Genomic DNA, 19,959 nt, shown 5'->3' on the forward strand with positions numbered 1-19,959 from the left:
ACTGTTCATGGTTCACGGGTTCGAGTGCATCATAGTTCGCGGTTCACAGGCGGTAAGGTTCGATGAACCATGAACAATCAACAATCTGGCTATGACTTTGGCCTCATTCAGTCCTTATTGATTCAGGCGATCGATATTGGACTGGTATTTGCCCTTGCGTATTTGGTGCTCGTCATTGTCGGGGAGCGCCGGACGCTTTGGATGGTAAGGGGATTTATTATTTTGATGCTGGCGGCGGCGGTGAGTAACTGGGCTGGATTGAGGCTGTTGCACGTGGCGCTCAACAGCTTGGTAACGGGTTCTGCTGTGGCAATGGCGGTAATATTACAGTCGGAGTTTCGCCGATTTCTGGAACAATTGGGTCGGGGGGAAATTATACAATTATTTGGACGCGATCGCCGACCAACTCCCGAACCCGACAGCGTAATAGATGAAATTGTGGACGCAGTAAAAGAACTTTCGCAAAACCGCACGGGCGCTTTATTAATTGTAGAAACAGATTCTCCGATCGACGATCGGGATTTTTCAGTTCCGGGAGTGAAGCTAAATGCGGAAGTCTCTAAGGAATTGTTGCAGACTATCTTTCAACCGCAAACTTTGCTGCATGATGGGGCTGTTTTGATTCGGGCTTCGCGGATCGTGTCGGCTGGGGTAATTTTGCCTTTGTCCGATCGCAGCGCCTCGCGGCAGTTGGGAACCCGCCACCGGGCGGCGATGGGGATTACGGAACGGGTGCAAGCTTGCGTGTGCGTCGTGGTGTCGGAGGAAACCGGTTCGATTTCTCTGGCGCAGATGGGAACTTTAAATCGACCTTTGACTAGCAGCAAACTTAAGGAATTGCTAGAAGCAAAGCTGTTTCCGTCGGAAGGAGAAAGAGTGGTGACTCCAATTCCGATCGGCAATCTCGGACGGCAGATAGGATTGAAGGGAGTGACACTGTTAAAACGGATACTGCGCCGTTAGTCGGGTAATCGGGAGAAACCATGAGTCAAGGAATTTGCTTGGAAAAGTTGCCTGCGGATCTACAACAAGAACTACTGCCTAAGCACATAGCAGTGATTATGGACGGAAACGGGCGCTGGGCTAAGAATAAGGGGTTGCCACGGATTGCGGGGCACCGCCGAGGAGCTAGCGCTCTCAAAGAACTGCTGCGCTGCTGCAAAGATTGGGGAATTCCAGCTTTAACAGCCTATGCTTTTTCGACGGAGAATTGGGGCCGGCCGGCCGGGGAGGTGGATTTTTTGATGAGTTTGTTTGAGGGCAAGCTGCGGCAAGAATTGCGCGAGATGGTGGACGAGGACGTGCAAATTCAATTTATGGGGAATTTGCAGGCTTTGCCGAAGTCTTTGCAGGCGGAAATCGAGCGCTCTGTGACGGCTACTCAGCACAATCGGGGGATTTTGTTTCGGGTGGCGACGAATTACGGTGGCCGCCAGGAGATTGTACAGGCTTGTCGGGCGATCGCCACTCAGGTACAAGAGGGCAAGTTGCAGCCAGAGGAGATTGATGAGGTTTTATTTAAACGCTATTTGTATACTGCTGATGTTTGCGATCCGGATTTGCTGATTCGGACGAGCGGGGAAATGCGGCTGAGCAATTTTCTGCTGTGGCAAATGGCTTATTCGGAAATTTACATTACTGAGACGCTGTGGCCGGATTTCGATCGATCGGAGTTTCACCGCGCTTTGTCTGATTATCAGCAGCGCAGCCGCCGATTTGGCAAAGTGTAACGATTTTGGATTTTGGATTTTGGATTTTGGATTTTAGATTAATTTTTCAGTTGCCAATTAGGTATTGATTCTGAAGTATATTCCTCAATCTAAAATCTAAAAACGATTTTGGATTTTGGATTTTAGATTTTAGATTAATTTTTCAGTTGCCAATTAGGTATTGATTCTGAAGTATATTCCTCAATCTAAAATCTAAAATCGCCAATCTAAAATCAAATTAGGGGCCTGAGAAAACGGCATCTTCAATGTCGTGACGCGAGAGCGAGTATTTGAAGGCTCGCTGAATGTCTTGGCCGTCGGCTCCGGCGTCAATATAGCGGATAGTGAGTTGATCGATATCGAGGGAGAGTTCTGCTTTCCAGGTTGGTCGATCGATCTGCCAGCAGTGGAGTTCTCGCCGATCTTGCTCGCAGCCGCGGCTTTTTAGCCACTGTTCGATTTCTGGGAGTGGATGGCTGTACAAAGGAGTGTCAGCGGAAGGAAGAGTCATGAGCAATTGGGAATGGGGAATGGGGAATGGGGAATTGGGAATTGGGAATTGGGAATTGGGAAAACTGTAGTTAATCTTTAATTTAGAACTTTTAGTTGTCAATTGCCACGAATTAAGCCGATCGCGATCGCCAGTACCAAGCATCCGACTAAAGTAGCCCCCATGATAAATAGAGCGAATATTTCGCCGGGGGACAGAGGGCGATCCGTGGGATCTAGGTAAGCCGAGTTAGAAGTTTTTTTACTCGATCCCGAAACCGGAGTGTTGAAGCCCGGGGGCGACTGAATCACATTCAGGCGAGAATAACCTATTTTGAGGTCGTAGGCGAGGCGGCGTTCTGGGTTGCTGAGGGTGGCGTAGGCGTTATTGAGCTGTTGAAATTTGGCGGTGGCGACTGCGGGTGGCAAGTCGGTAGTATCGGGATGGTAGAGTTTGCTCAGTTCCCGGTACGATCGCCGAATTTCGATCGCGGAGGCTGAAGGATGCAGCCCTAACAAGCCGTAATGACTGGAACCCAAGGGGGTTTTTCCGGGTTTTTTCTGACTTTTGTTTTTCGCAGTTGCCTCGTTTCCTGCCACCGAAGCCCCTCTCTGCCGATTGTTGATAATATTTGATTATTTTACCCCAGAGTTGAGTGTAGCGCCAGTGTTTGCCAGAGCGATGGGTTGAGTGCGGGCGATAAATCGTGGCAAGTAACCTCAAACCCAGCACCAAGATATTCGTGCCGTCCGCTTTATCGATAACGTTTATTCTTTAAAGCGTCTCCTCTTTTGAACGCAAAACTTTTAAGCTGTGCGGAAGCCAAAAAGATGCAAACGCAGAATGCTGTACACAGAAATCCACCCAATAAGGCTGTATGCCAGGGCAAATGACCTTTTCGCGTGAGTTGACTGTAAATCATCATTAATGGCGATCCTAATGCGCCAAATAGCCCAAGATAGTATCCCAAGTCACCTATACGCCAAAGCAATCCCAAGAACCAACTTTGCTTGCGTAGTTCTTCATATTCAGGATAGTCTAGTGACATTACAAATCCACTCCCTGTGCCTAATTAATTTAAACTATGAATCTACCCGCAAATTCTGCACATCCTCAACGCTAATCCCGGTAACTTGGGCGATTGCGCCATTATCTAGCTGTGAGAGTAATTGTTGGGCGATCGCTAGCGTTTCTTCTCGTTTTCTTTGTTCTCTTGCTGCCTGTATTCCTGCCTGTCTTGCTTCTTCAACAGCTTTAATAATTGCTCCCTGTTGGTCGTGAATAAACTGTTCCTTGCGTTCGTAAACTTCTACTTCTTCCCGACTTAACCGGGCTTGATTGGCAAGATCGAATGCTTTGTGGATTTCCGGTACGCTATCGATTGTTTCGGGAACTTCTGAGAGCATTCTGGCATATTTCATGAAATATATCCATTTATCTGTCAAAGTTTCTAGTTGACTTGCTTCTTTATGGAATTTAGGTAATTCTATAAACACTAAATTCATGGCATCTTCGGGATAGTTTAAATTGCTTTCAACTTCTTTATACACAAATCTCGAAATTAAGTTAGGGCTGTTGCGAAACATTTCAAAATCTGTAATGGTTAAAGCTATTAATGGCTTGAGCATTCGATAGCCTTCTCCTCTTTGCAATTGAAATGCGTAGGTTGTGGCTGCATTGTACAATACCCGATTGCCAGAATATTGAACGTTGAGAACTAGAATTTCAATAATGACTAAGGTACCATCGTCTAGTTTGGCTGTGACATCGAGGTAAGTATCTTTTAAATCTGCAAGTTGCCTCGGCAGATTTGGGTTGATTATTTCTAAGTCTTCGATGGTGGAATTTCCTTCATAAATTAAGGCGTTAAGAAAGCTAATTAGAATCTCTTTGCTTTCTGAGGAGCCAAAGATTTTTTTGAAGGCGTATTTGGTTTTTGGGTTGATAAATATCATGGCTTTAATTTTGTAGTAGTGATTCAATCAGTGAGGCGTAGTTTGTTGGAATATTTAGGAATCGCCCCGCAAATTTTGCACGTCCTCAACGGTAAGCCCTGTAACTTGGCTGATTTTGTCATTATCTAGCTGTGAAAGTAATTGTCGGGCGATCGCCAACTTTTCTTCTCGCTTTCCTTGTTCTATGCCTTGTTCTATGCCTTGTTTTATGCCTTCGTTAAGCGACTTAATAATTGCTCCCTGTTGGTCATAAATAAACTGTTCTCTTTTGTCTAAATCTGCCACTTCCTCTCGGCTCAACTTGGCTTGATTCGCAATATTAAAAGCTTCATGTATTTCTGGTATACTATCCATTGTTTCTGGGACTGATGTCAGACTTCTCGCATTTTTCATGAAATAAATCCATTTATCTGCTAAAGTTTCAAGTTCCTCCTCTCCTTTGATAAATTTCGGCAATTCTACAAATACTAAATCTAGCTCATTTTCGGGATATGTAAAGTTTTTATTGACTTCTTTTAACACAAATCTCGAAATAAATTCTGCATTCTCAGGAAACATCTCAAAGTCAGTAATTGTCAAAGCAATTACTGGCTTCAATAGTCGATAGCCTTGGGCTGCTTCCAATTGAAAAGCATAGGTTTTAGCTGCATTGTAAAAAACCCGCTTGCCAAAAGACTGGACGTTGAGCACTTGCATTTCAATAATTACTAAAGTGCCGTCGCTGAGTTTGGCTTTCACATCGAGATAACTATCTTTTAAGCCTTCTAGTTTGGGAGGCAGATTCGGGTTAATAATTTCTAAGTCTTCGATGGTGGAATTTCCTTCATAAATTAAGGCGTTGAGAAAGCTAATTAGAATCTCTTTGCTTTGTGAGGAACCGAAGATTTTTTTGAAGGCGTAATCGGTTTTCGGGTTGATAAATATCATAGTAGTCAGATTTAGTTTTAAGGTTATCGGTTTGGTGGCGAAGCAACAGGATTTGAGAGCGGTCAAACGGCAGATTTTGTTTCAGGTAATGGCTTGACATTTTCTGGCAAATGTGAGTTGCCGATCGCCAGCACGGGCTCATCGTCCCTGTGTTCGTCATCGATCGGCAGTTGGCAAGAAATCAATTCTGTGACGATCCGATCGCCCAAAACATCTTCCCAATCCTGCAACTGTTCCCTGGCTTTGATCGGCTCGTTGACAGCAACATCTACGCCCATTTGTTGGAGGTTGAGGCTGTGGGCTGTCGATCGACGATTCACAAACTCCACCAACCAAACACTCAATCCCACTGCGGCCATCAAAGGCAATACAATCCGATAATCGCGGGTTAATTCAAACATCAATAGAATGGCTGTCAGCGGTGCTCTAGCGCTACCTGCGAGGACGGCGGCCATGCCCACCATTGCGTAGGCGGCAGGGCCTGCGACTCGATCGCTCAATGCCGGGATCATTTCCAAAAAGATGCCATAAGCCGAACCCAACGAAGCTCCCAAAAACATCGCCGGGGCGAAGATACCACCCACTAAACCGCTACCGAGGCTGATAGCTGTCACCGCCAGTTTGACGAATAGCAGCAACAGCAGCAAAGACAAGGAAAATTTGACATCTTGGAGCATTGCTTGGACTGTTTCGTAGCCCACACCCAAAATTTGAGGCAATTGCAGGGCGACTAAACCGACGATCGCACCGCCGATGACGGGATGAAGCGGCCGGGGCAGTCGTCCCAGCCAAGCAAATCCTCGGGTTTTTCCTTGAAAACAGCGATCGGCCAATTGAATTGCTTCTGTATAAGCTAAGGACACACAGCTTGCCAAAAGTCCCAATCCCATGTAAAGAGGCAGTTCTAGAGGACTGCGGACATCGTAGATTGGCAAAGCAAAGGCCGGCTGAGCTCCCAAACAAATTTGAGCGATCAGCGCCGAAACTACGGCGGAGAGCAAGACAACGCTGACTGACGAAGTGGCGAAGGTGCTACCGAGTACGACTTCTAAGGCAAAAAAGACTCCGGCGATGGGAGAGTTAAACCCGGCGGATAAGCCTGCTGCTGCTCCCGCGCCGAGGAGCAAGCGCTGCCGTTCTGGGGAAAGCTGCAAGATTTGAGCTAGCAGCATTCCGAAGTTGGCGCCGATTTCCACGCTGGGGGCTTCCGGGCCGAGGGAGGCGCCGGTGCCCAGGGATACTGAGGCCGCCACCATTTTGGTGATGGGTTTGAGGGGGGAGAGTTCTTGTAGCCCGCGGGTGGCGGCAATTAAGGATGACATATTGGGGCCAAAATCGCGAAACCGCCAGCGCATCAGCCCGATGATGACTCCGCCGAGGGTGGGAATGCACGCTAGAGTCCAAGATCCCGAAGAGGCGATCGCCCCCATAAAGTCTTCCAGCATCAGGCTGTGGATCAAGTGGATCAGGTAGTGAAATGTGACGACGCCTGCGCCAGTAACTCCCCCGATCACTAGGGAGAGGACGAGCAGGAGGGTTTCTGGGTTCGGATGCAGGCGGCTGAACAGCGGGCTGAGGCGGGAGGAATGCGGAGTTTCTGCGGTTGAGCCGGGCGGCAGCAGCTCCACAGGATGGGTGGCTTTCATTTAGCGGTTCATTCTTCTGTGAGAAGTTAGATAAATATTACATTTTATTTCTTATTTTCATTTTGAGTGATTTCAGAGGAATTGACAAGTTAATTAAGGCGTATTTTATGGCAGATTTTTGGGGCTGGCGGCTGGGATGGAATGACCGCTTCTGAGGGTGAGTGAATTTTAGCTGATAATTGTATGCTCAGTGACATTCAAAATTAGATAAACTGAGCGATAATCCTAATTAACTATATCTACAGTCTTATAGTTTCTGGCGATCGCATTAGAGGCTCTGCCATCTAGCAGTCTGTTTAACAGTTGACAGTTGACAGTTGACAGTTGACAGTTTGAGACCGATGTCTACCTAGAAGGAAGAGGATTGGAGTAATGAATGGTCTGATTTTAATTTATCCCTAAAACGGAGAGGCTTTCAACCAATTCTTTCTGGTAAAATCACTGGAACTAAATGCTCTGATTTGAGATTTTAGGTCGAATAAAATATCTCAAATCGAAATTTTGTAGTGAGGACTGAAGTCCTCAGGGAATAGGACTAAAGTCCTCACTACAAACCTGTTTGATGGTGGCTGTTCGATCGCAAATATAGCAATTGCCACAGCGGTGAGGACATAAATAACCTCATGAATATAGCCGATACCCGTCAAGCATAAATGGTTTGATTCCCGTACTATGCAACTGTCAACTGTCCACTGCCAACTGTCCACTGGTATATCATATCGGTTGTTGCGCGGCCGGAATTCTGGGTTTGGGTTTGGCGATCGACATTAGCGGATCGCCGATGGTGGCCACCTTCCAGGGCGGGGATTCTAGCTGGCGGGCTGCGATTAAAAAAGGTGCCCCTCGTTTTAGGCGATCGACCATTATTTTAGGTGGAATAAATGCAGATAACAAAGGTTCGTTGACGCTGCCGACATAGGCGTAAGCACCATTTTGCAACCACCTGCCAGCAACGGTATTTGCATCATCTGGATCTGATGCTGACCAACTGTGAATCATGTGGATTGCTGCGGGAAATTTCAGTTTTGGTATATCCTCAACCAAGGCGTCACCGTTACCGACTTGGAATGATTTGGGATAGCCTTTGGAATTCATTAATATTAAGTCAAATGTCCACGGTTTGGATGCTACTAAACTCCGCCACAATTGGAGAGTAGACTGGGGTTTTTGCACTAATTCGACATTCAAACCTATGCTTTTTAGTCCGCTAGCTGCTGACTCCATTTCATATTTTCCCCAATTTCCTTCTTTTGGGTAACTGTCATACAGCATAGCTGTTTGGCTGTCGAGAAATATGGCGCACATGGCTTGATAGATCGATCGCACTTGGGATCCGTAAATCCAGCCAGCCGCGGCCCAACGTTCACCGTTGGGATGCCGTCCCAAACCGTCGGTAACAGCCCATTGTTCGTCTTGCTTTTGGGGGGATTGATATTTTACTGCTAGTTGGCGTACAATCGTGATTGTGTCGATCGCATCTCCGAGTTGCGAGTAAAAATATCCGGTTGATTCAACAGCTTTTGTAACTGCTGTTTGCAGATTTTTCCACTGTGCGGTATTAAGGTTATCGTTCGGTTTTCCGAAGTTGCCTTCGAGAAATACTAAGGGTTGGCCACGGGCTGCTGCTAAGGCAACTGCTGCTAAACGTGCGGGGTCATTTTCAGATGTGATGACTACTCCTGGCGGTTCCCAGCCGAGTTCTCTCCATTTTGCTTTTAAGGTTTGAGTATCCGTGGCATTCCAGGCTGCTGCTGTTGCCTTCAGCATTAATTGTTGGAGTTTTTGACCTTTTGGGATCTCCTGTTTGATGCTGGGTAAACGGACAATTTCTTCGGGTTGGAAGCGCTGCAAAAACATCGGTGCATATTTTTGATCTTCGATGAGAATCGGCCAGTGTCCTTTGAAATTCCACTTTTGGATTGCGGCTAAGAATGTGGCTTCGTCGGGGACTAAAACAATGCGGTTGACTGTTGGGATGTTGGATCGGATCAGGCCGACTCGCAGGCCTATTTGCACTGCCCAGGGTTCTTGTTTGGCTGATGGGGGGAGTTGAAAGGGTTTTTTGAGCAGGCGATCGCACCCAACAGCGATTGTTGCTATGATGGAAATAAGGGCGATCGCTAGCAATTGAAGTTTTAACTGTTTTTTCATGAGGGAAGGGAAGAGCAGCAAAAAACTCGTAGCTTGCGGGGCGGAACGCCATCGCCAACACTAGAATTTATAGGTATATTTTTATACTAATCCCGGATTTTCGAGGCATGACACAAAGAAAGATTGTAAGTGCGATCGGGATGGCGACTGTTTGGGCGATCGGCTTAGCAATTACAGGTTTAATAATTTTCGCAGCCAACGGTTCCTCAGTCAAGCATCAAGTCCGACAATTGCTTGTAACGAGAGAATGCCGCAGGTGCAATCTTTCCGGGGCTAATTTGAGTGCTGTTTTTCTGGAAGGCGTCAATTTAGAAAATGCTAACCTCAAAGATGCCAATTTGTGGAGTGTCCATTTGGTAAATGCTAACTTGAAACAGGCAAATTTGGCTGGTGTTTACCTGATAAGCAGCAATTTAGTAGGGGCAAATTTGGAGGTAAGTAATTTAGAAAAGGCGTTTTTAGAAGATGCTTATTTGGGAGAGAGTAACTTGAAAAAAGCTAACTTAACAGGTGCTTTTATGAAAGGTATTTTTCTGGTTAATGCTGACTTAGAGGGGGCGAATTTGGAGGGGGCAAATCTGTGGATGGCGAATCTGGAAGGTGCTAATTTGAAGGGTGCTAATTTGAGGAATGCTTTGCTGTTGGAGACAAATTTGACCGGGGCAAATTTAAAAGGTGCGGTGATGCCTGATGGTACGCGGCATGAATGAAAGTCAGTTGATAGTTGACATCAGTCATTAGTCAGGGGAGAGGGCGATCGCACCTGTAACCTTCATTTCCCGTTATTTTGTGAGGATATGAAGGTGTGAGGTGCGATCGACATCCTCAAAGATTTTACAATTTTACTGCCCGCTTCCTGGTTTGCAATCTACCCTAATGCCTCTGTGCCCTTGAAAACTGGCGATTGCCATCTCAATGACTGCTTCGATCGGGTATTCAATTTCCGCAGCACGAGCTTGCAGTAACGACTTGTTAGCTGGCGTTAACCACCCCGCAATAATCTGTCATACTCTGCATGGGTTCCAATCCAGAACCAGGCAATATCATCATTTTCTTCTACCGCCAAGGCGCGATAGTGTATTCCGATTCGTACCGACCAAAACGAACCTACTTTTTTGAAGTGTAGTGACGGATACCGAGAATCCTGTTTCAGCAATTCATAGCATCGATCGGCTAGTTCTTGAATCTCGTTGGGTAACTGTCGATAGTGATACCAAAAATCAGGGGTTGCAAGATATTTCACAGGTCGGTACAACGCCCTTCACGTAAATGTTGCACTGCTCGTTTAGCTAGATCGTCAAGCCGACCTGCTGCGACATCTTCCTCAAACTGCCGATCCCATACTTCTGCATCGAATTCTGCAAACCAGACGCGGAAATCGGCAAGCTCTTTTGCCGATAATTGACTGACGGCACGTTCAATTTCTTGCAAATTGCTCATAAGATCGAAGGAAAGTTACAACTGGCTTACTCTTCTCATGATAACTCTGAGGAGGCAAACACAACTTAACTTGACAGACATACTCATCTAGCCTGTCACAATGGGAGGAACCAGATCCAAGAGTGGGATACCAGCGTCGCGAGTTCAACCAGGGCAACTGCAACTACAGCCGATGGTACTGCTCAGTTTTAAATTTGCACCAATTTGAAGTAGATGCACCTTATGCTGAGAACAGATTGAATGAGGTTTAAATTTCAACAGTCTGAACAACTTGTTCTCTGACTTAAATCAAAGAATAACCAACTCCGATCGCCCTGTCGATGAGAAAAAGTGACAGGCTTTTGTAAAAGTTTGTAAGTTGGTAAATTCGGGACTTACGAACTCCGACCCAAGAAACCGGGTTTTTTAGCGAATTTGCCTGTTGCAACGCATATTTTCGTAAAAAAACCCGGTTTCTGACACCCGTGCGTAAGTCCTAAGAGTTTTAACGGGCAGTGTCCACTTATAGCAGTCCCCAGTCCACAAAAAGGTCACGAGGATCGTAAAGACGCAAAAGCCTGACCAGTTCTTTCAAATCCTTGATTGTGGTTGGGCAAACGCATCCCGCACTACCTGGTGAATGGTTCTGGTTCCAATCAACATGAAAGCCAAAAGCATCACGATCGTCAATCTGGGTGAAATGTTTAATTAGAGGAACAAAGACTGGACCAATCCCATCATTTTGATGAAAGTGAGCAACATCGTAGTTGTTCTTACCACCCGCCCAATCAATATCGCCGATGACATAGCGTCCTTGAGGAATTGGCTCTAAACTGCCTGCATCGCTATCTTCAGGAAGATTAAACTCCTGTTGTGTGCTACTAATACCTGAAACAACAAGAAGCGAGTCAAGAACGTTCTGCTGAGAACTGATAAACTCTAGTGACAACCACTCCAGCCCGTCGGAATTTACCTGATGGGTGCGAGTCAGACGGCAATAAACCCGTTCTAACATTGGTTCAGGCAAACGTTTGCGTGACTTAGCGAGTGCAGCAGCAAGTGTTGCTTTTGTTTTGGGACCGAAAAGCCCATCAATCTTGAGATTATTTTCACCTTGGAACCGTGCAACAACTTCTTTAGTGACAGCAGTATAACTATTCGGCTGACTGTCAAGTTTGAGAAAACCGCGTTCTGCTAATGCACAATTAAGGATGTAGCAATCTTCGCCGACAGATCCTTCCTTTAGGGTACGGGTAATCTTTAGGGGAAGTTCTTGTTGCTGATAGGGTTTGTCCAGAGGGTTAACAGCATCGGATGCATCAATTTCGACATCATCACCTGGCCATCCATCCCGTCGGAATAAGGCTTCTTCTTTATTGCGACGAATCACCAATCCTGGTAGCACTTTCCCAGCGCCATGAATCCAGCGATCGAATTCACGGGCTGCTCCCTCGTAGTCTTGCTTGTTGAGCTTACGCAGAAGTGTTGATTTTTCTAAGGCTCCCGATCCAAAATTAAACGTGAACGAAACGAGTGCATCAAACATACCTTGTTTGAGAGGAACTGTACACAGGCTATTCACTGCTGCTGCCTTCTGTTCCACTTCTAAATTTAACCAATTTAAAGCATCAGCCTCGGTAATCACATCACCTTGTTTCACAGCCCTTTTTTTATTAATGTGATGAATTGATCCATAACCAATCGTCCATACCCCGACTGGATCGACATAAGCTCCAATTGTTCCGTTAGGAAGTTTGCGATGTAGACCTTCCGACTCTTTGATAAGGTTTAAGCAATCTTGACTTGGTTGCATATTCATAAGTATTTCTTCTTCTTGACTTTCTCAATCAAAACCTAAATCCGATCGCCCTGCCGGTGAGAAAAAGTGACAAGCTTTTGTAAACTTACGTAAATTCCCTTAAAGGCTGCTAGCAGTCAATCGATTTTAGATGTTAAATTTTAGATAATGGAATTTATCTCACAGCCTGTACCGGAGGCTTGTAACCCAATTGCTTTCGATTAATTGTGTAAATTTGTTTATATTTCCTGAAATGCGACTAATACCCAGAATAATCAGTAAATTTGCTGAACAGGGCAAAATAACAAACTATGACAGCACAAGAGGCGATCGCCATAGTCGATCGTATATTACAATCCGTTAACAAAAAGCAAAAACTCACTGACATTCAATCCCACGTCTTTCTGGAAACTTGGGAAGGACACTCTTATCAAGAGATAGCCGATCGCTTAAATTACGAACACGATTCTATTAAACACATCGGCGCGAAATTGTGGTGCAATCTATCTAAAATTATCGGCGAAAAAGTCTCAAAACAAAATCTGCAAGCAGTCTTGCGCCACTACCAGCAGAGCAGTGCGGGCATCCAAGATTGGGGAGAAGCGATCGATGTTTCCTATTTTTACAACCGCTTGCAGGAATTAGAAACATTAGAAACTTGGATTAGCGGCGATTCTACCCGTGCGATCGGTATTTTTGGAATTGGCGGTATCGGCAAAACTTCTCTGTCTGTCAAACTCGCCCAGCAAATTCAATCTAAATTTGAATTCGCGATCTGGCGGAGTTTGCAGCAAGCACCGACATTAGATGCTATCCTCAGCGATATTTTACCAATTTTAACTAATTCATCAGCCGAAACCAATCACTCTATTCATGCTCTCATGGAACAGTTGCGGCAAAAACGCTGTTTGTTAATTTTCGACAATCTGGAGTCGATTTTGCAAGCAGGAAATCGCAGCGGACAATATCAACAAGGTTATGAAGATTACCGACAGTTATTTGCCCGCATTGCTGACGAACCACACCAAAGTTGTCTGATTTTAACCGGACGAGAACAACCCGGCGGGTTTGCCGTGCGATCGGGTGAAAATTTGCCCGTGCGATCGCTCAAACTCTTCGGCCTTTCGCCACCTGTATGCCAGCAAATCCTCGCTGATAAAGGATTAAAGGTAACGCTATTGCAATGTCGAGATATTGTAAATTATTTTGGTGGCAATCCCCTCGCCCTGAAACTTGCTGCAACGACTATTCAAACACTTTTTGGCGGTGACACAAAGGCATTTTTAGCGCAAGGAAATACTGTTTTTAGCGATTTGTGGGATTTGCTCGATCGCCAATTCGATCGCCTGTCTCCCCTGCAACAACAAATCATGTACTGGTTAGCCATTAACCAAGAAGCAGCGACTCCTGCGAAGCTAAAAGCTGAAATTTTGCCCGAAGTTTCGGGACGGCAACTGATGGAAGCATTGGAGGCGCTGGCCGAGCGATCGCTGATTTTCGATGAGCGATCGCTTAATTATACCGCATCCACCAGTTTAATGCTACAACCTGCGATCGCCGAGTATGTCAGAGAACGATTGCTCGAACGAAACTGTCGTTCGAGCAATATCGAACTTTTAATAAATGCCCGGAATTAGTTTTTTTACTCGCTGGCGGTATTCTGAATAGTCGGGATATTTATCGCTCAACCAAGTTTCTTCGCGTCTGGATTTGATGTCAAAAAATATTAGTAAAATTGCAGTCGCTATTAAATGAGATAAACTGAATTGAAAGATTGTCCAGCCGAGGGCTGCGAAGATGCCGCCGCTGTACAAGGGATGCCGCACTATTCCGTAAATGCCTGTTTGGACTAATTCTCCGTCTTCTCTGGGATAGGGTAATGGTGTGAGGTTTTTTCCCAAATCTATCAGTCCTTTGATGATGAAAGTTAATCCGATAGAGCTGAGAATACTTGCTAAAAACCAGGTAAGATAAATTAATTGAGTTGATTGACTTTTGAATCCCGGCAGTTGATAAACTGGTAAGATTGTAAATGCTGCAAGTAATACTAATTGCAGAAAAACTAAATATTCGCCCCGGCTGTTGTTGCTCCAGCCTTGGCGCGTGAAACCCCAGTCAGTTAATAGTTTTTTCATAGGAAGAGGAAAGTTCGGCTAGGGATTGTGGAACTGACATTTTTGGGCGCATCTGGTAGATTGTTTGTAGTTGTGCGATCGCGTTTAAAGAGCGCTAAAGCGCAACTACGTACCTCGGATAAAGCGCTCAAGCGCAACTACATACCTCGGATAGAGCGCTAAAGCGCAACTACGTACCTCGGATAGAGCGCTCAAGCGCAACTACATACCTATTAGAGATTTATTCTCGCCAGGGACGTGTCATTAGTTCTAGTTGGTTGACTTCATCTTGGCTTAAAGTCCAGCCTAGGGCGCCTGCGTTTTCTTCGGCTTGTTTTGCGGTTTTGGCGCCGGGAATTGGGATAACTCCGTTTTGGGCTATTAACCAGTTTAGGGCAACTTGCGCGGGCGTGCGATCGCGCTTTCTCCCCATTTTTCGCAAGGTAGACATGACTAATTCGATTTTTTCAAGGCCCACTTTGCCGAATCGGGAGTCCATTTTGCGGGCTCCTGTAGGTGGTTCTTGGGCTGTGTATTTGTCGGTGAGCAATCCTTGGGCTAAGGGGCTGTAAGCTAAAATTGTGACTCCCAATTCCGAGGCTGCACGTACAATTCCTTGTTTTTCTACTTGCCGCGATAGCAATGAGTAACGGACTTGATTTGTTGCTAGGGGGACGCCTCTGGCTGCTAGTATTTTGTGAGCTTCGCGCATCTGTTCTTCGGAATAGTTGCTGACTCCTACTGCTTGAATTCTGCCTTGTTTTACTTCGTCTGCTAAGGCATTCATCAGAGTTTCTTGACTCAGTAAAAAACTAAAAGGCCAGTGTACTTGGTAGAGGGTTATTTGTTCTACTTGCAACCGTTTTAAGCTGGCACTCAAGGCTTCGGAAACTGATTTTCCGGTAATCCGCCAAGGTACGGGGCCGAATTTGGTGGCTATTTGCACGGGTTGGCTAGTTTTTTTGATAAACTGTCCCAGCAATTCTTCTGACAAGCCGTTACCGTAGACTTCGGCTGTGTCGAAAAAGTTGATTCCGGCATCTAGGGATGTGTTGAATGCTGCTTCTACTTCGGCGGCGCCGTAGTTGCTGCCGTAGTTCCAAAATAGTTTGTCGCCCCAAGCCCAAGTTCCGACGCACAGGGGAATGACGGCTGGGCCATTTTGTCCTAGGGTGATAGTTGTCACGGTTGGTAAATCCACAGTTATAGCAGTTGACAGTTGACAGTTGACAGTTGACAGTTACATAGTACGGGAATCAAACGGTTTATCGATCGCGGGATCGGGGATCGATTCATGAGGTTATTTATGTCCGCGCTTTCAGGTGGCGGTTGCTATATTGATTCTCTTTATTTTTATATGAATAATGTCATTTGAGCTTCTAGCTGTGGGTATAATGGCGGCCGATTGCAATATCTCAGTTACTATAAATTCAAATGTTGTCTTTATTTGAAAAGTTATGCCGATCGACCGTTTGCCAGATTCTACATTAACAGATTCCACGACTGCTGCCCAAAAGAGAATTGACCTCGCGACGATGTTCCGCCTGGGCTTGTTTCAGATGGGGCTGGGCATGATGTCGATTTTGACCCTGGGGGTACTCAATCGCGTGATGATTAAGGAGTTGGCGATTCCGGCTACTGTGGTGGCTGGTACCCTGGCGATGCACCAGTTTGTGGCGCCAGCGAGGGTATGGTTCGGGCAAATGTCGGATGCTAAGCCTTTGTTTGGCCATCACCGCACGGGTTACGTGTGGATGGGAGGGCTGTTGTTTGTGATTTCGGCTTTTTTGGCGGTGCAGGTGATGTGGCGCTTGGGCGCTAGTTTAGACGCTGTGGGGTGGACGACTCCGACTTACGGCTGGGTGGGTTTGCTGGGTTTGGTTTTTGCAGTTTACGGTATCGCGATTTGTTCGAGCTCGACTCCTTTTGCTGCTTTGTTGGTGGATGTTTCCGATGAGGAAGATCGATCGAAGTTGGTGGGTGTGGTGTGGTCGATGCTGATGGTTGGTATTATTATCGGGGCGATTGTCAGCAGCGGTTTGCTGAAGCAGATTGATGGGGATGTGCCGCGGGAAGTGTTGCAGGCTTCGATTAATGGTTTGTTTGTGAAGGTGCCGGCGGTGGTTTTGCTGTTGGTGGGGATTGCAACTTTTGGGGTTGAGAAGAAGTATTCGCGTTACGGGGCGCGATCGATCGCAGTTAATCGAGAAGATAAGATTACTTTAGGAAGTGCGCTGCGGATTTTGACTGCTAGCCGCCAAACTGGTTTGTTTTTTACTTTCCTGCTGGTGATGACAATTTGTTTGTTTATGCAGGATGCCGTTTTGGAACCCTACGGCGGGGAAATTTTTAAGATGCCGATTTCGGAAAGTACGCGGTTGAATGCTATTTACGGTACTGGTGTTCTCATCGGTTTGAGCGCAACTGGTTTTTTAATTGTGCCGCGGATTGGCAAGCAAAATACGATTAGATTGGGTTGTTTATCGGTGGCGGCTTGTTTTGGCTTGATTATTTTATCGGGATTTACTGGTAATCCCATTGTGTTTAAGTCGGCTTTGATGTGTTTCGGGTTAGCTTCGGGAATTACAACGACGGGGGCACTGAGTTTGATGTTGGATTTGACGGCTGCGGAAACTGCGGGGACTTTTATTGGCGCTTGGGGTTTGTCGCAGGCGATGGCGCGGGGTTTTGCTACGGTTAGCGGCGGTGCTATTTTGGATTTTGGCAGGACTTTGTTTGGAGTGCCGATGTTGGCTTACGGGTTGGTTTTTGCAGTGCCGGCTGTGGGTATGATTTTCGCTTTGTATCTGTTGAGTCTGGTGGATGTTGCAGAATTTCAGGATAATGCTAAAAGTGCGATCGCAACTATCCTTGAAAATGAATTAGACTGAGAATACCGGGCGGTTGAAACCGCGTCTATACAGACCAAACCCGCCTCCGCGGGTTGAAGAAAGTTCTCTTCAGTCCGCGGAGGCGGACTTCGTTTTTGTAGACGCGGTTTCAACCGCCGTCTTCGTTTTTATCAGCGCGGTTTCAACCGCCGTCTTCTCCTACAAACCAGTAACTAATGCAAGATTTTTGGAACTCTATTCTAACTTTTTCTCAGACAACTGTCAAAACAATCGGACAGCAGTTTTTGAAAGATTTCGGTTCTGCACAAGCGGATGAGAAATCTGATGGCAGTTTGGTTACGCAGTCTGACAATTGGGCGGATGCAGAGATTAGAAATGCGATCGCACTTGCGTTTCCCAGTCACGGGATTTTGAGCGAAGAAGGAGAGCACGTTTTACCCGATACTGAATGGTGTTGGGTTGTCGATCCTCTCGATGCTACCACTAATTTTGCTCGGGGCATTCCAATTTGGGGGATTTCTTTAGGTCTATTATATCGCGGAACTCCAGTTTTTGGCTGCGTGCATTTGCCACCCCTGAATCAAACTTTCCACGGTTTTTATGCAGAGAATTTGGCGGACGATCCTGTATTGACAAATATGCCTCAAGGTGCATTTTTAAACGATCGCCCGATTCGCCCGAGTGATGATAAACTGAGTGGAAATCATATTTTTAATTTGTGTTCGCGGAGTGTGGGAATTGGGCCTCATCTTCCGAGTAAAATTCGGATGTTGGGGATGGCTAGTTACAATTTTTTAATGGTGGCTTCCGGTGTGGCGATGGGAGGAGTTGAAGCGACTCCTAAAATTTGGGATATTGCTGGGAGTTGGGTAATTGTCAAGGCTGCGGGTGCGGTTTGGCTACCGCTGGAATCCCAAGCGATTTTTCCGCTGGAAGTGGGTAAGAATTATGCGAGGGTTTCTTTTCCAACTTTGGTGATGAGTCGCCAGGAATTAGTGTCGGTGTTTTTGCCGTTTGTTGAAGCTTGGAAGAAGAAAAAAATGGGCTAATCTTAAAGTCGCCTCGAACCCAATAGGTTCGATCGTTCGGACTTCAGTCCTTCTTTCTTGCGGACTTTAGTCAAATGGCACTGAAAAAGTGACAAAAAAAATCTGTAAGGCAAGATATACATAGATAATTGCCTTACAAACCAAAAGATCTCTTTCCCGGCAATGCCAAATCGTGCGTCCATTCTCTCTCCAACAATTTTTGCAGAGTGTTGCCTCACCTTGCCAGAAGCTGCTGCCAGATTCTGCCGTCCATTCGCTTCTAGCTTGGGAGAAGATCACCTACTACCAAAGCATCTACACACCAGTAGTCACCTTAACTTGTCACCAATGGGTCTTGCATAGGCGGTTGTGATTCGTTATGCTTTGCACGGTCTATGACCGTGCTTTTTCACCAGCCCCAAGAATGGTAAAATTGTCACAAGCCGAACAGAAAATTAGTCCCGAGCCCTTAATTGGTTACTCGATATCAATTTACTTCAAAATCCTCATAGGGAATCAACCTGAACTCTTGACGAAACATCTGCCTGGGCGGCCATACTTACCGCTTTGCTTCGCGCCTCTATAATTTGACCTATCTCGCGCCCCAAGCTTGGTTGGCGTTCAATCATTGTATTTACAGCATCTGAGTAGATGACAAGAACTTGCAAATCGTCAACGGCGGCGATTGATACCGGACTCGGTTCCCCACTAAATAGTGCCATTTCCCCAAAAAACTCACCACGCAAGATAGTCATTACCTCCAACTCCATGCCAAACTGGTTCCTGACTGTGACCTTAGCCTGACCCGCAATGATAATGTACAAAGCATTACCAGGCTCGCCTTGCCGGATGACTTTCTCTCCCGCACCAAACTTCTGTAAAATAGTTCCCTTACCTAAGTCATCCAAATTTTTGGGTTCTCTAGCTAAAGGCATAAATCCGGGAATTGAGTGCAGGCTTTGGGCTAACTTAGTTGAAGCGCTATCTGCCTTATCAGCAGGTTCCACAGGATACGAGTATCGGTAACGATATAACGTTAAGTTGTTTCGCTGCGCTGCGTACCAAATTCGCGTCATAAATCGATCGACTATCTGGTCTACATCCTCAAAGTTTTTGACAAAGAACTCCACCTCATACATAATTGCAGTCTCATCATAGGATTTGGTTTTAATATTTGGTTCCGGTTCCGCTAATACTCCTTGGGTAGCCAAGGCTGTACTTGTTAGTACCTGCTTCACGAGATTAGGCGGGCTATCGTAGGAAAAACCAATATTGAGGCGTTGGTTATAAATGCGTTCTGGTTGGCTGTAATTATGGATGATTCCTTTTCCAATGAACTGATGAGGAACGATTATCATCTGGCGCTGGAGAGTGAGCAGGCGAACCGATCGCCAATTGATATCAACTACCTCACCTTCGATATCTCCAATCCGCAACCAATCACCAACACTAAAGGGACGTTCTAGAAGCAGCGCCATGCCAGACATGACGCTACCTAGTGTGTCCTGAAGCGCCAAACCGATCACAATTGAGCTAACGCCCAATCCAGTAGCAAGACCGGCCAAATCAGCACCCCACACTGCCGCTAGCACGATCGCACTTCCTACAAGCACCAAAAAAAACTTAGAAAGATCGATCAGCAATTTGGGCATCCGTGCCCGCCATGTATTAGCCTCAGCTTCTTCAAACAAAATCACATTAAGCAGCGAGAGAGATGCGTAGATGGCAGATATCCAGAACAGTGTTGCTACGAGCTTGGGAAAATTCCCATTAACGTCAAGCTTCAGGACATTCCTGATTAAAATCATCACCATTAAGACCGGCAGGACAAGGTTTTTTATAACCAGCAGGGTAGTCGCCAGTGGTCTAG

The 19,959-nt window shown here is 46.0% G+C and carries 18 protein-coding genes; 6 read left to right on the forward strand and 12 right to left on the reverse strand.

Annotated features, from left to right (window positions below):
• Positions 1-69: 69 nt before the first annotated feature.
• Both cdaA and JGK07_RS18975 read left to right on the forward strand, forming a co-directional pair.
• Positions 70-963, forward strand: coding sequence for a diadenylate cyclase CdaA (cdaA, locus tag JGK07_RS18970; protein ID WP_293176062.1), 894 nt, complete (start codon positions 70-72; stop codon positions 961-963).
• Positions 964-983: 20 nt separating this feature from the next.
• Positions 984-1,730 (forward strand): isoprenyl transferase, encoded by a 747-nt coding sequence (locus JGK07_RS18975; protein WP_293176064.1) that lies wholly within the window; start codon positions 984-986, stop codon positions 1,728-1,730.
• A 217-nt stretch (positions 1,731-1,947) separates the two neighbouring features.
• On the opposite strand, the gene JGK07_RS18980 is transcribed toward JGK07_RS18975, so the two are convergent.
• The 6 genes from JGK07_RS18980 to JGK07_RS19005 form a co-directional block, all read right to left on the reverse strand.
• Positions 1,948-2,220 carry a DUF3143 domain-containing protein gene (locus JGK07_RS18980; RefSeq protein ID WP_293176326.1) on the reverse strand — a complete coding sequence of 91 codons (273 nt, stop codon included), beginning with the start codon at positions 2,218-2,220 and terminating at the stop codon, positions 1,948-1,950.
• A 98-nt stretch (positions 2,221-2,318) separates the two neighbouring features.
• Complete coding sequence (locus JGK07_RS18985; RefSeq protein ID WP_293176066.1) at positions 2,319-2,798, reverse strand: J domain-containing protein; 480 nt, start codon at positions 2,796-2,798, stop codon at positions 2,319-2,321.
• A gap of 483 nt (positions 2,799-3,281) precedes the next feature.
• Positions 3,282-4,154 carry an Rpn family recombination-promoting nuclease/putative transposase gene (locus JGK07_RS18990; protein ID WP_293192425.1) on the reverse strand — a complete coding sequence of 291 codons (873 nt, stop codon included), beginning with the start codon at positions 4,152-4,154 and terminating at the stop codon, positions 3,282-3,284.
• Between the two features lie 54 nt (positions 4,155-4,208).
• Complete coding sequence (locus JGK07_RS18995) at positions 4,209-5,081, reverse strand: Rpn family recombination-promoting nuclease/putative transposase (RefSeq protein WP_293225226.1); 873 nt, start codon at positions 5,079-5,081, stop codon at positions 4,209-4,211.
• 62 nt (positions 5,082-5,143) lie between these two features.
• A complete protein-coding gene (locus tag JGK07_RS19000) occupies positions 5,144-6,727 on the reverse strand; it encodes a chloride channel protein (RefSeq protein ID WP_293176070.1) in 1,584 nt (527 codons plus the stop codon).
• 714 nt (positions 6,728-7,441) lie between these two features.
• The gene (locus JGK07_RS19005) at positions 7,442-8,878 is read right to left on the reverse strand and encodes a hypothetical protein (protein ID WP_293225228.1); all 1,437 of its coding nucleotides are present in this window, start codon (positions 8,876-8,878) and stop codon (positions 7,442-7,444) included.
• A gap of 107 nt (positions 8,879-8,985) precedes the next feature.
• On the opposite strand from JGK07_RS19005, the gene JGK07_RS19010 reads away from it, so the two are divergent.
• Positions 8,986-9,588, forward strand: a complete 603-nt coding sequence (locus tag JGK07_RS19010) for a pentapeptide repeat-containing protein (RefSeq protein WP_293225230.1) — start codon at positions 8,986-8,988, stop codon at positions 9,586-9,588.
• A 272-nt stretch (positions 9,589-9,860) separates the two neighbouring features.
• On the opposite strand, the gene JGK07_RS19015 is transcribed toward JGK07_RS19010, so the two are convergent.
• The 3 genes from JGK07_RS19015 to JGK07_RS19025 form a co-directional block, all read right to left on the reverse strand.
• Positions 9,861-10,121 carry a hypothetical protein gene (locus tag JGK07_RS19015; RefSeq protein ID WP_293210421.1) on the reverse strand — a complete coding sequence of 87 codons (261 nt, stop codon included), beginning with the start codon at positions 10,119-10,121 and terminating at the stop codon, positions 9,861-9,863.
• Positions 10,118-10,318, reverse strand: a complete 201-nt coding sequence (locus JGK07_RS19020) for a hypothetical protein (RefSeq protein WP_293210423.1) — start codon at positions 10,316-10,318, stop codon at positions 10,118-10,120. Before JGK07_RS19020 ends, JGK07_RS19015 begins: the two co-directional genes overlap by 4 nt.
• Before the next feature lie 502 nt (positions 10,319-10,820).
• Entirely contained in the window at positions 10,821-12,116 is a 1,296-nt protein-coding gene (locus JGK07_RS19025; RefSeq protein WP_293210425.1) for a glycoside hydrolase family protein, read from the reverse strand.
• A 290-nt stretch (positions 12,117-12,406) separates the two neighbouring features.
• On the opposite strand from JGK07_RS19025, the gene JGK07_RS19030 reads away from it, so the two are divergent.
• Positions 12,407-13,732, forward strand: coding sequence for an NB-ARC domain-containing protein (locus tag JGK07_RS19030; protein ID WP_293225232.1), 1,326 nt, complete (start codon positions 12,407-12,409; stop codon positions 13,730-13,732).
• Here JGK07_RS19030 and JGK07_RS19035 read toward each other — a convergent pair.
• Together JGK07_RS19035 and JGK07_RS19040 are read right to left on the reverse strand one after the other, a co-directional pair.
• A complete protein-coding gene (locus JGK07_RS19035; RefSeq protein WP_293225234.1) occupies positions 13,712-14,230 on the reverse strand; it encodes an isoprenylcysteine carboxylmethyltransferase family protein in 519 nt (172 codons plus the stop codon). The genes JGK07_RS19030 and JGK07_RS19035 overlap by 21 nt on opposite strands.
• A gap of 220 nt (positions 14,231-14,450) precedes the next feature.
• Complete coding sequence (locus tag JGK07_RS19040) at positions 14,451-15,395, reverse strand: aldo/keto reductase (protein ID WP_293176328.1); 945 nt, start codon at positions 15,393-15,395, stop codon at positions 14,451-14,453.
• Positions 15,396-15,666: 271 nt separating this feature from the next.
• Here JGK07_RS19040 and JGK07_RS19045 point away from each other — a divergent pair, with 271 nt between their 5' ends.
• Positions 15,667-17,100: a BCD family MFS transporter gene (locus JGK07_RS19045; RefSeq protein WP_293176083.1), complete on the forward strand. Its 1,434-nt coding sequence runs from the start codon at positions 15,667-15,669 to the stop codon at positions 17,098-17,100.
• A 176-nt stretch (positions 17,101-17,276) separates the two neighbouring features.
• On the forward strand, positions 17,277-18,110 hold the full coding sequence (locus JGK07_RS19050) for an inositol monophosphatase family protein (protein ID WP_293176085.1): 834 nt from the start codon (positions 17,277-17,279) through the stop codon (positions 18,108-18,110).
• 485 nt (positions 18,111-18,595) lie between these two features.
• Here JGK07_RS19050 and JGK07_RS19055 read toward each other — a convergent pair whose 3' ends face one another.
• On the reverse strand, positions 18,596-19,897 hold the full coding sequence (locus JGK07_RS19055; RefSeq protein WP_293176087.1) for a mechanosensitive ion channel family protein: 1,302 nt from the start codon (positions 19,895-19,897) through the stop codon (positions 18,596-18,598).
• Between the last annotated feature and the right edge of the window lie 62 nt (positions 19,898-19,959).

This window comes from Microcoleus sp. PH2017_24_DOB_U_A (assembly GCF_020738205.1).
Lineage (GTDB): Bacteria > Cyanobacteriota > Cyanobacteriia > Cyanobacteriales > Microcoleaceae > Microcoleus.

Coding starts and splice junctions, on each gene's coding strand:
- cdaA (WP_293176062.1), top strand. CDS start 70: ATGAACAATCAACAATCTGGCTATGACTTTGGCCTCATTCAGTCCTTA.
- JGK07_RS18975 (WP_293176064.1), top strand. CDS start 984: ATGAGTCAAGGAATTTGCTTGGAAAAGTTGCCTGCGGATCTACAACAA.
- JGK07_RS18980 (WP_293176326.1), bottom strand. CDS start 2,220: ATGACTCTTCCTTCCGCTGACACTCCTTTGTACAGCCATCCACTCCCA.
- JGK07_RS18990 (WP_293192425.1), bottom strand. CDS start 4,154: ATGATATTTATCAACCCAAAAACCAAATACGCCTTCAAAAAAATCTTT.
- JGK07_RS18995 (WP_293225226.1), bottom strand. CDS start 5,081: ATGATATTTATCAACCCGAAAACCGATTACGCCTTCAAAAAAATCTTC.
- JGK07_RS19000 (WP_293176070.1), bottom strand. CDS start 6,727: ATGAAAGCCACCCATCCTGTGGAGCTGCTGCCGCCCGGCTCAACCGCA.
- JGK07_RS19005 (WP_293225228.1), bottom strand. CDS start 8,878: ATGAAAAAACAGTTAAAACTTCAATTGCTAGCGATCGCCCTTATTTCC.
- JGK07_RS19010 (WP_293225230.1), top strand. CDS start 8,986: ATGACACAAAGAAAGATTGTAAGTGCGATCGGGATGGCGACTGTTTGG.
- JGK07_RS19020 (WP_293210423.1), bottom strand. CDS start 10,318: ATGAGCAATTTGCAAGAAATTGAACGTGCCGTCAGTCAATTATCGGCA.
- JGK07_RS19025 (WP_293210425.1), bottom strand. CDS start 12,116: ATGAATATGCAACCAAGTCAAGATTGCTTAAACCTTATCAAAGAGTCG.
- JGK07_RS19030 (WP_293225232.1), top strand. CDS start 12,407: ATGACAGCACAAGAGGCGATCGCCATAGTCGATCGTATATTACAATCC.
- JGK07_RS19035 (WP_293225234.1), bottom strand. CDS start 14,230: ATGAAAAAACTATTAACTGACTGGGGTTTCACGCGCCAAGGCTGGAGC.
- JGK07_RS19045 (WP_293176083.1), top strand. CDS start 15,667: ATGCCGATCGACCGTTTGCCAGATTCTACATTAACAGATTCCACGACT.
- JGK07_RS19050 (WP_293176085.1), top strand. CDS start 17,277: ATGCAAGATTTTTGGAACTCTATTCTAACTTTTTCTCAGACAACTGTC.
- JGK07_RS19055 (WP_293176087.1), bottom strand. CDS start 19,897: ATGATTTTAATCAGGAATGTCCTGAAGCTTGACGTTAATGGGAATTTT.